Here is a 13,672-nt window from a genome sequence, read left to right as displayed (position 1 = left end):
CTAGTTCCGATCCGCGCGCAACAGCGCAACCAACAGATAAATGAACAGCCCCGCTGCCAATAGCAGTGACACCCCGTCCAGAACGCTCATGGAAGATCTCCGAGTTACGGCGTATTGCCGTGTGTGCAGGCATTGTCGGAAAGGAGGCTGTAAAGGAACGAGAGCGAGGGGTGCTGCGGGGCATAAAGAAAGCGTAAAGAGTGGGTTTATGCTGGCGTTACAGGTGGGTTTTGCGCTGTATGGGCGGGCCTCTTCGCGAGCAGGCTCGCTCCCACAATTTGAAATGCATTCCCTTGTGGGAGCGAGCCTGCTCGCGAAGACAGCATCACCGACAACATCGCACCCAACTGGCGCACAAAAAGCAGCTATCCCACTGCGAACATCCCCGATACGACAGCTTTCAACTCATTACGACTTGTTTCAGCGTACTGGCACGCCCACTGCAAACGCCCTGCCCCGAGCTTTCCAAACCGTTCAGGGAGCAAACGCATGAACACACAACTCAAACCCACACTGGGCACCTTGCACCTGTGGGGCATCGCCGTAGGGCTGGTGATTTCCGGGGAGTATTTCGGCTGGAGTTACGGCTGGGGCGTGGCCGGGACGCTGGGTTTTCTGGTGACCTCGTTCATGGTCGCGACCATGTACACCTGCTTTATCTTCAGTTTCACCGAACTCACCACCGCGATTCCCCATGCCGGCGGGCCGTTTGCCTACAGCCGTCGCGCCTTCGGTGAAAAAGGTGGATTGATTGCAGGCCTGGCGACGCTGATCGAATTCGTCTTCGCCCCACCGGCCATTGCCCTGGCAATTGGCGCCTACCTTAATGTGCAGTTTCCGGCACTCGATCCGAAACACGCGGCGGTCGGCGCCTACATCGTGTTCATGGGCCTGAACATTCTTGGCGTGAAACTGGCGGCCACGTTCGAGCTGATTGTTTGCGTGCTGGCCGTCGCCGAGTTGCTGGTGTTCATGGGGGTGGTCGCGCCCGCCTTCAGTTTCAGCAACTTCGCCCTCAATGGCTGGGCGGGGTCGGATGTGTTTGGTGCACCAGCGATTGCCGGGATGTTCGCGGCCATTCCGTTTGCCATCTGGTTCTTCCTCGCCATCGAGGGCGCGGCGATGGCTGCCGAAGAGGCCAAGGATCCGAAACGCACGATTCCCAAGGCCTACATCAGCGGTATTCTGACCCTGGTGTTGCTGGCGATGGGTGTGATGTTCTTTGCCGGCGGTGTCGGCGACTGGCGCACCCTGGCCAACATCAACGACCCGTTGCCGCAAGCGATGAAAACCGTGGTCGGCGACAACTCGGGCTGGCTGCACATGCTGGTGTGGATCGGCCTGTTCGGTCTGGTCGCCAGTTTCCACGGGATCATCCTCGGCTACTCGCGTCAGTTCTTCGCTCTGGCCCGCGCCGGTTATCTGCCTGCTTCGCTGGCGAAACTCTCGCGTTTCCAGACACCGCATCGCGCAATCATTGTCGGCGGCATCATCGGCATCGCGGCGATTTACAGCGATGGCCTGATCAACCTCGGTGGCATGACCCTCACCGCCGCGATGATCACCATGGCCGTATTCGGCGCCATCGTGATGTACATCATGAGCATGCTCAGTCTGTTCAAACTGCGTAAATCGGAACCGAATCTGGAACGCACTTTCCGCGCGCCGTGCTATCCATTGATTCCAATGATTGCATTGGTGCTGGCGGTGGTGTGTCTGGTGGCGATGGCGTGGTTCAACGCGCTGATCGGGTTGATCTTCCTCGGTTTCATGGCAGTCGGTTTCGGCTACTTCCTGCTCACCGGGCAACTGCGGGCCAACGCACCGGCCGATGCGATGCTGACGGGCAATTGAGGGATTTCGGGTGAACCGGGTGCAAGCGGCCTAGAATGGAACCACTGCGAAGTCACTTCGCTCAAATGTGGTATGCAGCGTCGCACGGCGAAATCCTCGCCCGTCGACCTGCCCTTAAGGAGAGCCGTTATGCCCTGGTATGCCTGGTTGATTCTGGTGGTTGCAATCGGCTCGATCGTCGGCGGATTAATGATGTTGCGCGACACCGCCAACAAGGTCGATCTGACCGATGAAGAACGCCGACGCGTTGCTCAGCGCAATGCTGAAGCCGACGCCAAGGACGCACAAGATCGCTGAACACAACCCCGCCTGATCGGCGGGGTTTGTGCTTTCTATAGCTTTTGGACCTATCTGCACGCTTTTAAGAAGTAGAAGTACAGTCACCATTTAATTTTCCTTGGTTAAGATGGGGACATTGTTGCGGAGAGTTCCAGATGCGTTACTCGCAGGACCATAAAGCCCAAACCCATCAGCGCATTATCAAGGAGGCTTCGGCACGCTTTCGCAAGGACGGAATCGGCGCTACGGGTCTGCAACCCCTGATGAAAGCGCTGGGTCTGACCCATGGCGGTTTCTACTCACATTTCAAGTCCAAGGACGAGTTGGTCGAGAAAGCCTTGCAAGAGGCCGGCAACCAGGTTGACGGGTTATGTGCTGAAATCTTTTCGCAGGACAATCCACTCGATGTCTTTATCGAGACATATCTGTCCGAATGGCATCAAACCTCGCCGCATGAAGGCTGCCCTTTACCGACTATTTCTTCGGAATTGGGCTTGCGCGGACAGCCGAGCAGCACCAGTGATACGGTACTCAAGGCACGCCTGGAGCAGATCGAGAACAACCTCGAAGGCGAGAACAGCGCCGATCGCGCCATTGTCATCATGTCGACACTGGTCGGCGCGCTGCTACTGTCACGCAGTGTCGCGGATGCCGGGTTTGCGCAACGCATCCTCGATGTCACCCGCGACCACCTCAAGAATCGCGACTAAACCTGCCAGCGCTTGAACAAAACGCTGGCATTGACCCCGCCAAACCCGAAACCGTTGGACAGCGCATATTCGATCGACATTGGTCGCGCTTGGCCATGGACGATGTCCACCCCTGCGCTCGCTGGATCGGGGTTGTCGAAATTCAGCGTCGGCGGCACCACCTGATCACGAATTGCCAGCAGGGTGAAGATCGCTTCAAGCCCACCGGCAGCGCCGAGCAAATGCCCCGTGGCGGACTTGGTCGAGGTCACGGCGATTTTATTTTGCGTGCCGAACAACGCTTTGATCGCCGCCAGTTCACCGAGGTCGCCCACCGGGGTCGACGTCGCGTGGGCATTGAGGTGCTGCACCTGATCCGGCTCGATACCTGCCTGCGCCAGTGCCAGCGTCATCGCCCGCCGCGCTCCACTACCATCTTCAGGCCCGGCGGTCAGGTGATAGGCGTCGGCACTCGTGCCATATCCGACCAGTTCCGCCAGCGGTGTCGCGCCACGAGCCAAGGCATGCTCGAGGGATTCAATCACCAACAGGCCCGCGCCCTCGCCCATCACGAAGCCGTCGCGCCCGCTGTCGAACGGCCGCGAGGCGCGCTGCGGGGTGTCGTTGTAACCGCTCGACAGTGCCCGCGCTGCCGCGAAACCGGCCAGACTGACGCGGTCGATGCAAGCTTCCGCACCGCCACAGACGGCAATATCCGCTTCGCCGGCGCGGATCAATCGCGCCGCATCGCCGATCGCCTGAACGCCCGCAGCGCACGCCGTCACGGGTGCGCCCAAAGGTCCCTTGAGGCTGTGTTGAATGGACACGTGCCCTGCCGCGAGATTGACCAGAAAGGAGGGAATGGTGAACGGTGACAAACGTCGAGGACCGCGACTGTCGGTGGTGCGCACGGCGTCGGCAATCGCACCGAAACCGCCGACACCGGAGCCGATGATCGTTGCGGTACGCTCCTGGCTTTTGCTCTCTGAGGGATGCCAGCCAGCCTGCTCCAGGGCCTGCCGCGCAGCCTCCATGGCGAACAGAATGAAACGGTCCATTTTCTTCTGTTCTTTGGGTGGCGTGGCGCGATCCGGATCGAAACCGGCTTCGGCGTCCTCTTCCAGCGTCGGCACCGCGCCGCCGACTCGCGTGGGCAAATCAGCAACCACTGCTTCAGGCAAGTTACGCAAACCAGAACGCCCGGCCAGCAAACGCTGCCATACGACTTCGAGATCGCTGCCCAAGGGTGAAACCAGGCCCATGCCCGTGACGACTATTCGACGCGAATCCATACTGTGCTGACCTCTGATCAATTCAATTGCCGGACTTGTAGCGTTGGGCTGCCGAGCTGCGGGAAAGGTTCGGCGCCATGACATGGCGAGCAGCAACAAAGGCGTGCCATTCGCTTGCGTCTGGCAGCGAAGGAATGGTGATCAACTCGCCCTGATCCAGGCCGGCCAGCGCCGCGTCGACCATCTCGCCCGCCTCCATGACCATTTCTGCCGGAATGCCACTGGCATCGATACCGGAACGCTCCCAGATTTCGGTGCGGGTCACACCCGGCAGCACGGCCTGGATCTGCACGCCGGTGCCTTCGAGCTCAGTGTTCAACGACTGGGTCAGGCTCAGTACATAAGCTTTGCTGGCGCTATAGGTAGCGTTGAAGCGTTCCGGAAACAGCGCCACCACCGAGGCGATATTGATGATCGTGCCACGACCGGCCTTGGCGAAACTGGCAGCAGCCGCCGATGCCAGGCGGGTGACGGCGGTGATGTTCAACTGGATCAACCGCTCCAACTGGTCCATATCGGCGTTGGCCAGTAATCCGTCCGCCGCTACACCGGCGTTATTGACCAGCAGGCTAATGCTCGAATCGCTGCGCAGACGTTGTTCGAGTTTGAGCACGTCATCCTTCTGCGTCAGATCTGCCTTGAGAACTTCAACCTGAACGCCATGGGCATCACGCAACTGGGTCGCAGCACTTTCCAGACGGTCCTTGTCACGGGCAACCAGTAGCAGATCAAAGCCACGCGCCGCGAGGCGCTGAGCGTAAATCGCACCAATACCGGACGATGCGCCAGTAACCAGAGCAGTACCTTGGGATTGTGCGGAATTCATGAGAGTGCTCCTGGAATGCTTGATGAAAGTAGTTGCCGATGAGACGTGTTGGCTCGACGGATCGGCAAATTATTATAGCCATAATTCAAACGCAATATGATAGACGTAATTTTATATTGTCCGACGAGCGCCCTCTCCACTGCTATCCGCTTGCCATGCACTGGACAAAACAAAAAGGCCGGTCAATGACCGGCCTCTTGGCATAGAACACTCAGCTTAGTTGACTTCCAGCTTGTCGCGGTTGCGATCCAGGATCGCCTTGCCAATCCCCTTCACTTCCAGCAATTCATCCACCGATGCAAAAGGCCCGTTTGTTTCACGATACGTAACAATTGCTTTAGCCTTAGCCTCACCGACTCCAGCCAGTTCCTTTTGCAGCGTCGCCGCGTCGGCATCATTGAGATCGACTTTTGCACTTTGGGACGGTGCCGCAGTATCCATCACCAAAGGCGCCTTTGGCGCCTCCGCTGGCGCAACAGGCGCGGCAATAGCGGCGATCGAGGCGCTGGTGAGGAAAGCAAAGATCAGAGAATAGAAGTAACCGGTACGCATTAGTGACGCTCCATCATCGTTTGAGAAAGCAGCTTTTCCGAAGCTGCTCTCCAAACTTAGGTCATGCTGGAGCGATGTCAAAAATGCGTGCGTTACAGGATGTGAAACAATCAGGGTTCGAGACGACGCTGCTGGTAGATCCAGTCGACGATCTCGCCGTCAGGTGTGTAGCCCGAGACGGTTTCGCGCAGGAGCTGACGTACTCGGGAATAGTCATCTTTTTCTACCGCGTGCAGCAGTTCGCTCAACTTGCCCTTCAATACATCCCAAGGCAAGTGATCTTCATTGGCCGTCATGATCATGGGGTGTGGCGTGGCGGCCACGTTATCGCCAATCAGCAGTTCCTCGTACAGCTTTTCACCGGGGCGCAGACCGGTGAACTCAATGGAAATGTCACCCTGAGGATTACGATCTGATCGAATGCTCAGGCCAGACAGATGAATCATTTTTTCTGCGAGTTCAACGATTTTGACCGGCTCGCCCATGTCCAATACGAACACATCGCCACCCTGCCCCATTGATCCAGCCTGGATGACCAATTGTGCGGCCTCCGGGATAGTCATGAAATAGCGCGTAATTTTCGGGTGGGTGACCGTCAATGGGCCGCCGGATTTGATCTGACTGTGGAATAGCGGGATAACCGAGCCAGACGAGCCCAAAACGTTGCCAAAGCGCACCATAGTGAAGCGAGTCTTGTTGACCCGAGAAACATTGGCTTTGTCGCCAAACAACACCGGGGCAACTTCACGACTCAGCGCCTGGAGAGTCATCTCTGCCAGACGCTTGGTGCTACCCATCACGTTGGTCGGACGAACCGCCTTGTCAGTTGAAATCAGAACAAAGTTCGATACACCAGACTGCAAGGCAGCTTGAGCCGTATTGAGCGTTCCAATCGCGTTATTCAGAACACCTTCGGCGATATTATGCTCGACCATCGGTACATGCTTATAAGCGGCTGCATGGTAAACGGTGTCCACCTTCCAGGTGTTCATTACATCCAGCAACTTTTCCTGATGCCGGATTGAACCGAGAATCGGCAGAAGACGAACCGGAGCCGACTCCCGTGCCCCTCTCTGTTCCAGCTCCGAGAGAATGCTGTATAGATTGAATTCGCTGTGTTCGAAGAGTAACAGCGCAGTCGGCCCCAGCGAAAAAATCTGCCGGCACAACTCTGATCCAATAGAACCCCCAGCGCCAGTAACCATGACTGTCTTGCCCTTGATACAGCGCTCCAGCAGGTCCGGCTGAGCCGGGACAGCATCGCGTCCCAGCAAATCAGCGATATCAACTTCTTGAATGTCTTCGACCTTTACCCTGCCGCTCGCCAGATCAGCGAAATTGGGAACACTGCGTATATGAAGCGGATACCCTTCAAGAAAATTCAGGATTTCCCTGCGTCGCGCTCGAGTCGATGAGGGCAGTGCCAGGAGTATCTCCTGCGCGCCCGTGACATCAATCATCTGTTGAATATGCTTGGGTTTATACACCTGAAGACCAGAAATGGATCGATCAGCGATACTGGCATCGTCATCGATAAACGCCACCGGCCGCATAACCCGACCCATCCGCAGCGCAGCGACCAATTGGTTACCCGCGACGCCTGCGCCGTAGATGGCAACTCTGGTCATTCCATCATCGCGGTTGGTAAACGGTACATGCTGGGCTGCAGTGAACCAGTCCCCCATAAAATATTGCCGCATGCAAAGACGCAGGCCACCAATTATGACCAGGCTAAGCCACCAGTAATTGAAGATAATGGACCGCGGTACTACTGCTTCATGATTGCTATACCAATAAACAACCAGAGCGAGAATCAGTGAAGACAGACTAACGGCTTTAATAATTGCAATGAGCGCGTCATTGCCAAAATAACGCATTACAGCGCGGTACATGCCAAAGCGGATGAACAGGGGAATTGCGATGAGTGGCGCGCAAGCAAAAAGCCAGAAATGGATCTTCAACGGGTTGTACATGTCGTCTATGCCCAGACGAACGATGAATGCAAGCCACAACGCGACCCATACCAGAAAGATGTCCGTGGCGACCTGAATCAAGCGCTTTCGCCGCCGAGGCAACCCCACCAGATAGGTTCTGATTCTATCCATAAATACTTCACTCACCTCAAGCTCTCCCTTAAACCCCAAATCACCGTGGTGAACTGCAAAGCATAACGCATTGACCTGAAAAAACTGAATGATCCAATCCTGCTTTTCCATTCGCCGGTAGAACGTACTCCAGCCCACATCGCCGATTCACTGGAAAATGAGTGGAATAGGAAGCGAGTGCCAAGCGAGATCATTCCTGCGCACGTAATTAACGACCTTCCGTTAGTAGAAAAAATCCCAGCAGGGGGAGATACAGCGACAATCACACCGTCGGCCTCCGGTCACAGTGATCAACACCCAGGCCAGCTACGGTGTACTGCGCCGTGTAAAACACTGATAAACCCGTTAAACTGACTCGCTTAGCCGTGATCTCATAGCCGAATTCGCCACCATGGAAAGAGCGTAAAAAACCTGTGCCCAATCCTCTCCCCTCCCACTCCGTGCCCATGAGCGAATCAGCGGCTGACTCCAAGTGCGTGGCAATTTTGCTTTGCACTTACAATGGCGGGAGCTTTCTCAAACAGCAACTGGACTCGATAGCCGCTCAGAGCCACCAGCAATGGGTTGTCTGCGCATCGGACGATGGCTCAACGGATGAAACGCTTGAAATCCTGCGACACTATCGTGAAGTTTGGGGTCACGATCGACTGCTGATCAGCCAAGGGCCGCAGCGCGGTTTTACGAACAATTTCCTGTCTGTTTTGGGCCAAGCGTCTGGGCATTTCGGATATTACGCCTTCTGTGATCAAGACGACTACTGGCATCCGACAAAGCTGCAACGAGCATTGGACTGGCTGGATCACCAGCCTGCCGCCGTGCCTGCGCTGTATTGCACACGCACTCGAATTGTTGATGAAAACGGGGATTGCGTTGGCCTTTCACCCTTGTTCAGCAAACGTCCAAGCTTCGAAAACGCATTGATGCAGAGTCTGGCCGGTGGTAACACCATGGTCATTAACCAGAGCGCCTGTTCCTTAATTGACGTGACTCCAGCCAATACACCGTTGGTATGTCATGACTGGTGGGCGTATCTGCTGATTACCGGTTGCGGCGGACATGTTTATTACGATCCAACCCCCAGCCTGGATTACCGTCAACACGCACACAATGTGATAGGCGCCAACACTTCAATGAAAAACCGCCTGTACCGTCTGAAGCGTATGTTTCAGGGGTCTTTGAAGGAATGGAACGCGAAAAACATAGCGGCACTTACACTTCTCGCCGCGCATTTGACCCCGCGCAACCTGAAAAAACTGGAGCGCTTCGAAAGTGCTCGTAGAGTCTCGCTTGGCAAGAGAGTCGGATTGATGATCTCCGGGCGTTTTTATCGACAGACTTTAATGGGTAATTTGGGCCTGGCATTGGCTGTGCTTCTTAGACGAATCTGAGTAAGCCGCTGATGCGAGCAATTAAGGACGACGGTATCCAGTCATTCCGTTTCTAATCATTACCGATTGTGCAGCCGCCAGATTTACGGCCCCGTCATGTCGTTGAGTGCTGCGCATTACGTCCATCAAGGGGACGCCACTGATAGCACTGAAGCTGCCCATCCGCCTGACAACGAGGTCTTCGCAATCCCGAAATTGAGGTGGGCCGAGGGCTACCCCGCGCGACGGCGGCAGACCCGAAAAAAGCAACATTTGAGCGCCGACTCAGCCATCACCAGCAACAAGCGTTTTTACATCCGGAATCAGTGAAAACTCACTTGCAGATTGATTGATTGATAGCTCTAAATCACCATGTCCTGTTACCCTTATTAAGCTATACCCTAGGGATTTTTCCCAATAAAATCAGATTCAACCAAGATCAGTAGGTGGCGGCCGGTTCTTACTCGTCAGGGTAGCGCTCCCAAGCATTAGGTATATTGATGAACCCATTCAAAAATCGCATTTCTGTCACCCACCGAGCGGCCACATTCGCTGCCAGCCTTGACTCCAGATCTGATCCCGCGTCCCTGCTTCTTTCGTCAACGCGCAACCCCGGTCTGAAAAAGAAACTTTGCATCCACTCTGGCACCGACGCTTCGGGCAGAGCATATCCTGATGTCGAGGTCTTCGCTTAATGCGTACTTTTCCCGCAACGCCACTTGAGATGGTTGCAAGTCTGTGGCGCCATCGCGCACTTATTCACGCGTCAGCAAAACGTGAGGTATTGGGTCGCTATCGCGGCTCCATGCTCGGCTTGCTGTGGTCATTCTTCAACCCACTGTTCATGCTTGTGGTTTATACCTTCGTCTTTAGCGTGGTATTCAAAGCTCGCTGGGGCAGCGGAGGTGGCGACTCCAAAATAGAATTCGCTCTAGTGTTATTTGCCGGTTTGATTGTATTCAACTTGTTTGCCGAGTGCGTCAATCGGGCTCCAGGACTGATCCTGTCCAATGCAAACTATGTTAAAAAAGTAATATTCCCACTGGAAATATTACCTTTCGTAGGTCTGCTTGCTGCTTTCTACCATGCGGCTATCAGCCTGGTAGTGTGGCTGGTTGCCTACACCCTGCTCATCGGCACACCTCAACTGACAACTCTTTACGTACCCTTGATTCTGATACCGTTTGCGTTATTTATCATGGGACTCTGCTGGACACTCGCTTCGTTGGGTGTATTCCTGCGCGATGTCTCTCAGTTGATCTCCGTACTGACATCGGTACTGATGTTTCTGAGTCCGATTTTTTATCCGGCCAGTGCTCTACCCGAGGAATATCAGCATGTGCTGTACTTCAATCCTCTGGTACCGATTATCGAAATGATTCGAGATGTACTCTATTGGGGCAAGACTCCCGATCTTGCGAGTCTGGCAACTTACTGGATAGCGGCCGCCACGATAGCCTGGTTAGGATTTGCTTGGTTTCAGAAGACTAGAAAGGGGTTCGCAGATGTCCTCTGATATTGCAATCAAAATAGAGAATCTAAGCAAGTGTTACCAAATTTATAACACTCCGCGAGATCGCCTCAAGCAATTTATCCTGCCCAGCTTGCAGCGAGCCACAGGATTGCAGCCCCAACAGTACTACCGAGAGTTTTGGGCATTGAGAGATATATCTTTCGAAGTCAAAAAAGGGGAAACGGTAGGTGTAATCGGTCGGAACGGGGGCGGCAAGTCAACACTGCTGCAACTTATCTGTGGGACGCTCAACCCCACCAGTGGAACAATTCAGACCAATGGGCGTATCGCCGCGCTACTTGAACTTGGCTCAGGCTTCAATCCCGAGTTCACTGGTCGTGAGAACGTATATCTGAGCTGTGCCCTGCTAGGACTTACTAAAGAAGAAACCGACGCCCGGTTTGACGATGTTGCAAGTTTTGCAGATATCGGCAGTTTTATCGAGCAACCCGTCAAGACGTACTCCAGCGGCATGTTCGTGCGACTCGCTTTCGCCGTGAATATTGTCTCCCAACCAGACATCATGATCGTAGATGAAGCACTGGCCGTTGGTGATATGAGTTTCCAGGCAAAGTGCATGACTGCATTGCGCCGTATTCAGGACAACGGGGCGACAGTCCTTTTTGTCAGTCATGACATTGGCAGCATCAGGAGCCTTTGCTCTCAGGCCGCGTATCTTGAAAAAGGCATCCTGAAGGGATTTGGTAAAGCCAGCACACTTACAGAAGATTACATCCGGGTTACACGCGAGGAGCTTAATAGCGAGGTACTCAAGTACCTCCCGGAGATCAAGCCTCCCGCGCTCAATGCGCCAGAAAACTCATCTTCTTCACCAGCAGCACTGGGTTTTAAGGAGTCGCTTGAATTCGATCGCCGCGCCGCTGAATTCCGTTATGGTGTCGGAGGTGTAAAAATCGCATACGCCGAACTGGTAGATTCATCGGATCAGCCGGTAGTGACAGCAGAGTTCAATCAAAAAGTTACAATAAAAATTTATATTGAAGCTCAGGAGCAGACGGACTGCTCGGTTAATTACTACATACAAGATGACAAAAAAATATTGATTCTGGGTGCTGCATTCAGAACAATCGGCAAACCCCTGCTTCACTGCAAACCAGGTGAAAGATACGCGATTTCGTATAGCACTCTACTGCCGTTGCAGGAAGGCAATTATAGTATCCAGATACAGATCTCAAAACCTTTGGTACTGGATCAGAGCGCAGAATTCCTGGATGTGATCGATGACGCTATCGTTTTCAATGTCCAAAGACGGTCCACGGGGCGCATATGGACGAAGGCCTACGTAGAAAACACTATCGAGGTGCAACAATTATGAGCTTTTCTGCGACTAGGTTTCTGGAGACTCTAAAGCTCTTCAATACCAAAACATACTGCCCGGTGTGTGACTCCAAAGACGCCGGCTTCAATCCTCTTTCCGATTTCTACCGCACCCATGCAGAGCAGTATGGCTACGTGCATTTCGGCAAGGGAGAAATGACTGCGCTGGATACCTATTCGTGCACCCAATGTGGCGCCTCCGACCGAGAGCGCCTATATGCATTCTGGGTAGCGAAGTACTATTCGAAGCAACGCAAAAATCTAGCGAGCAAGGCCATTCACTTCGCTCCCGAAGCCGTGCTTTCAGCCAGACTGAAGGAATCCAGAGTCTTCTCAGACTACCAAACTGCAGACTTGATGATGGAACATGTCGACCACAAGGTTGACCTACTGCACCTGCCGTTTGCAGAAGAAACGTATGATTTCTTTATTTGTAGCCATGTCCTGGAACATGTCTACGATGATCGTGCTGCAATGCGCGAACTTCTCAGAGTCTTAACGAAAACTGGCTGCGGCATATTGATGGCTCCCATCATCGTCGGGCTACCCGCAACAGTTGAAGATCCGTCCATTACCGATGAAGGTGAGCGCTGGCGTTTATTTGGACAAGATGACCATGTACGCCTCTATTCGCACAATGACTTTGTCTCACGAATAAAAGAAAGCGGCTTCAAATTGCAGCAGTATGATCAATCTTACTTTGGAGCCTCGCTCTTTAAAAAGCTTGGCCTCAAACCTTCCAGCATACTTTATGTTGTATCAAAATCATGATCCCGGTTACCCGAACTTTTCTTCCAGATCTGGATGTCTATACCGGATACCTTCAAGGCATTTGGGAGTCCGCACAACTAACGAATAACGGCCCGTTGGTTAGGCAGTTGCGCGACGAGCTGTCCAATACGCTGGGCGCTGCCAATCTGCAACTCGTCACCAACGGCACACTAGCGCTGCAGTTGGCTATCAAGGCTCTTGCGTTACAAGGCGAAATCATCACCACGCCTTACAGCTATGTTGCCACGACGAGTGCGATTCTCTGGGAAGGTTGCACACCTGTATTCGTTGACGTTGACGCCGAGTCGTTCTGCATTGATCCCGATTTGATCGAAAGCGCGATAACGGAAGACACAACGGCGATATTGGCAACCCACGTTTATGGTTACCCTTGCGATGTCGTACGCATTCAACAAATTGCCGACCGTCATAACCTGAAGGTTATCTATGACGCTGCGCACGCCTATGGCGTACGCCTGAACAACGACTCACTATTGAACCACGGTGACTGCAGTACTCTGAGCTTTCACGCCACCAAGCTTTTCCATACCGGGGAAGGTGGAGCTGTGGTTTTTCGCGACACAGACGTGGCGCATCGCGCGTTTCTTATGAGCAAGTTTGGTCATTTAGGCGAAGATGACTATATCGGTCTGGGCATCAATACGAAAATGTCCGAGCTGCACGCGGCTATGGGCCTGAGCATGCTAGGGCACGTCGATGCCATTATCGAGGCTCGCCGGCAATGCTCGGCCTGGTACGACGAGCGCCTTGCAGGCGTCAGACATCAACGACCCAAGGTAGTCGATGGGCTTGAATACAATTACGCCTACTATCCGGTAGTTTTCGATACCCATGAAGAGGCAATGGCAGTGCGAGATGCCCTGCAGAAGCAGGAAATTTTTCCACGCCGCTACTTCCATCCCTCTCTCAACACGCTACCTTTCCTGCAAGAGTCCATGCAGCGGCCTTGTCCTGTATCCGAATCACTTGCACAACGCGTATTGTCGTTGCCCTTGTATACAACGTTGACCGAGCAGGAAATAGACACTATCTGCGCCTGTATCAAGCATACGCTCGAGCCTTGAG

General features: G+C 54.0%; 13 protein-coding genes. 8 read left to right on the top strand and 5 right to left on the bottom strand.

Annotated features, from left to right (window positions below):
- Positions 1 to 90, bottom strand: coding sequence for a K(+)-transporting ATPase subunit F (gene kdpF / locus ACI514_RS04050; protein WP_007963673.1), 90 nt, complete (start codon positions 88 to 90; stop codon positions 1 to 3).
- Positions 91 to 489: 399 nt separating this feature from the next.
- Between kdpF and eat the strand changes: the two genes are divergently transcribed.
- The 3 genes from eat to ACI514_RS04035 all read left to right on the top strand — a co-directional run bounded on the left by eat (position 490) and on the right by ACI514_RS04035 (position 2,843).
- Complete coding sequence (eat, locus tag ACI514_RS04045) at positions 490 to 1,854, top strand: ethanolamine permease (RefSeq protein WP_160058933.1); 1,365 nt, start codon at positions 490 to 492, stop codon at positions 1,852 to 1,854.
- Positions 1,855 to 1,983: 129 nt separating this feature from the next.
- Positions 1,984 to 2,151 carry a DUF2897 family protein gene (locus ACI514_RS04040; RefSeq protein WP_007908505.1) on the top strand — a complete coding sequence of 56 codons (168 nt, stop codon included), beginning with the start codon at positions 1,984 to 1,986 and terminating at the stop codon, positions 2,149 to 2,151.
- A gap of 137 nt (positions 2,152 to 2,288) precedes the next feature.
- The gene (locus ACI514_RS04035; RefSeq protein ID WP_405123124.1) at positions 2,289 to 2,843 is read left to right on the top strand and encodes a TetR/AcrR family transcriptional regulator; all 555 of its coding nucleotides are present in this window, start codon (positions 2,289 to 2,291) and stop codon (positions 2,841 to 2,843) included.
- Here ACI514_RS04035 and fabF read toward each other — a convergent pair.
- The 4 genes from fabF to ACI514_RS04015 form a co-directional block, all read right to left on the bottom strand.
- The gene (gene fabF / locus ACI514_RS04030; RefSeq protein WP_160058935.1) at positions 2,840 to 4,114 is read right to left on the bottom strand and encodes a beta-ketoacyl-ACP synthase II; all 1,275 of its coding nucleotides are present in this window, start codon (positions 4,112 to 4,114) and stop codon (positions 2,840 to 2,842) included. The genes ACI514_RS04035 and fabF overlap by 4 nt on opposite strands.
- A gap of 22 nt (positions 4,115 to 4,136) precedes the next feature.
- On the bottom strand, positions 4,137 to 4,940 hold the full coding sequence (locus ACI514_RS04025; protein ID WP_405123123.1) for an SDR family NAD(P)-dependent oxidoreductase: 804 nt from the start codon (positions 4,938 to 4,940) through the stop codon (positions 4,137 to 4,139).
- Between the two features lie 216 nt (positions 4,941 to 5,156).
- Positions 5,157 to 5,492: a ComEA family DNA-binding protein gene (locus ACI514_RS04020; protein WP_405123122.1), complete on the bottom strand. Its 336-nt coding sequence runs from the start codon at positions 5,490 to 5,492 to the stop codon at positions 5,157 to 5,159.
- Between the two features lie 110 nt (positions 5,493 to 5,602).
- Entirely contained in the window at positions 5,603 to 7,597 is a 1,995-nt protein-coding gene (locus tag ACI514_RS04015; RefSeq protein WP_405124196.1) for a polysaccharide biosynthesis protein, read from the bottom strand.
- A gap of 476 nt (positions 7,598 to 8,073) precedes the next feature.
- On the opposite strand from ACI514_RS04015, the gene ACI514_RS04010 reads away from it, so the two are divergent.
- From ACI514_RS04010 to ACI514_RS03990, 5 genes are all read left to right on the top strand, one after another.
- A complete protein-coding gene (locus ACI514_RS04010; protein WP_405123121.1) occupies positions 8,074 to 8,985 on the top strand; it encodes a glycosyltransferase family 2 protein in 912 nt (303 codons plus the stop codon).
- Positions 8,986 to 9,658: 673 nt separating this feature from the next.
- Positions 9,659 to 10,480, top strand: a complete 822-nt coding sequence (locus tag ACI514_RS04005) for an ABC transporter permease (protein ID WP_160058938.1) — start codon at positions 9,659 to 9,661, stop codon at positions 10,478 to 10,480.
- Entirely contained in the window at positions 10,470 to 11,813 is a 1,344-nt protein-coding gene (locus tag ACI514_RS04000; RefSeq protein ID WP_160058939.1) for an ABC transporter ATP-binding protein, read from the top strand. Before ACI514_RS04005 ends, ACI514_RS04000 begins: the two co-directional genes overlap by 11 nt.
- The gene (locus tag ACI514_RS03995) at positions 11,810 to 12,586 is read left to right on the top strand and encodes a bifunctional 2-polyprenyl-6-hydroxyphenol methylase/3-demethylubiquinol 3-O-methyltransferase UbiG (RefSeq protein ID WP_160058940.1); all 777 of its coding nucleotides are present in this window, start codon (positions 11,810 to 11,812) and stop codon (positions 12,584 to 12,586) included. Before ACI514_RS04000 ends, ACI514_RS03995 begins: the two co-directional genes overlap by 4 nt.
- Complete coding sequence (locus ACI514_RS03990; RefSeq protein WP_405123120.1) at positions 12,583 to 13,671, top strand: DegT/DnrJ/EryC1/StrS family aminotransferase; 1,089 nt, start codon at positions 12,583 to 12,585, stop codon at positions 13,669 to 13,671. The genes ACI514_RS03995 and ACI514_RS03990 overlap by 4 nt, the downstream gene beginning before the upstream one ends.
- The last annotated feature ends 1 nt before the right edge of the window (position 13,672 follow it).

This window comes from Pseudomonas sp. M20, assembly GCF_045037865.1.
Lineage (GTDB): Bacteria > Pseudomonadota > Gammaproteobacteria > Pseudomonadales > Pseudomonadaceae > Aquipseudomonas.
This window is presented reverse-complemented; position numbering and strand designations above follow the sequence as displayed.

Excerpts from the sequence above, each read along its gene's own strand:
- kdpF (WP_007963673.1), bottom strand. The coding sequence starts at position 90 with ATGAGCGTTCTGGACGGGGTGTCACTGCTATTGGCAGCGGGGCTGTTC.
- eat (WP_160058933.1), top strand. The coding sequence starts at position 490 with ATGAACACACAACTCAAACCCACACTGGGCACCTTGCACCTGTGGGGC.
- ACI514_RS04040 (WP_007908505.1), top strand. The coding sequence starts at position 1,984 with ATGCCCTGGTATGCCTGGTTGATTCTGGTGGTTGCAATCGGCTCGATC.
- ACI514_RS04035 (WP_405123124.1), top strand. The coding sequence starts at position 2,289 with ATGCGTTACTCGCAGGACCATAAAGCCCAAACCCATCAGCGCATTATC.
- fabF (WP_160058935.1), bottom strand. The coding sequence starts at position 4,114 with ATGGATTCGCGTCGAATAGTCGTCACGGGCATGGGCCTGGTTTCACCC.
- ACI514_RS04025 (WP_405123123.1), bottom strand. The coding sequence starts at position 4,940 with ATGAATTCCGCACAATCCCAAGGTACTGCTCTGGTTACTGGCGCATCG.
- ACI514_RS04020 (WP_405123122.1), bottom strand. The coding sequence starts at position 5,492 with ATGCGTACCGGTTACTTCTATTCTCTGATCTTTGCTTTCCTCACCAGC.
- ACI514_RS04015 (WP_405124196.1), bottom strand. The coding sequence starts at position 7,597 with ATGGATAGAATCAGAACCTATCTGGTGGGGTTGCCTCGGCGGCGAAAG.
- ACI514_RS04005 (WP_160058938.1), top strand. The coding sequence starts at position 9,659 with ATGCGTACTTTTCCCGCAACGCCACTTGAGATGGTTGCAAGTCTGTGG.
- ACI514_RS04000 (WP_160058939.1), top strand. The coding sequence starts at position 10,470 with ATGTCCTCTGATATTGCAATCAAAATAGAGAATCTAAGCAAGTGTTAC.
- ACI514_RS03995 (WP_160058940.1), top strand. The coding sequence starts at position 11,810 with ATGAGCTTTTCTGCGACTAGGTTTCTGGAGACTCTAAAGCTCTTCAAT.
- ACI514_RS03990 (WP_405123120.1), top strand. The coding sequence starts at position 12,583 with ATGATCCCGGTTACCCGAACTTTTCTTCCAGATCTGGATGTCTATACC.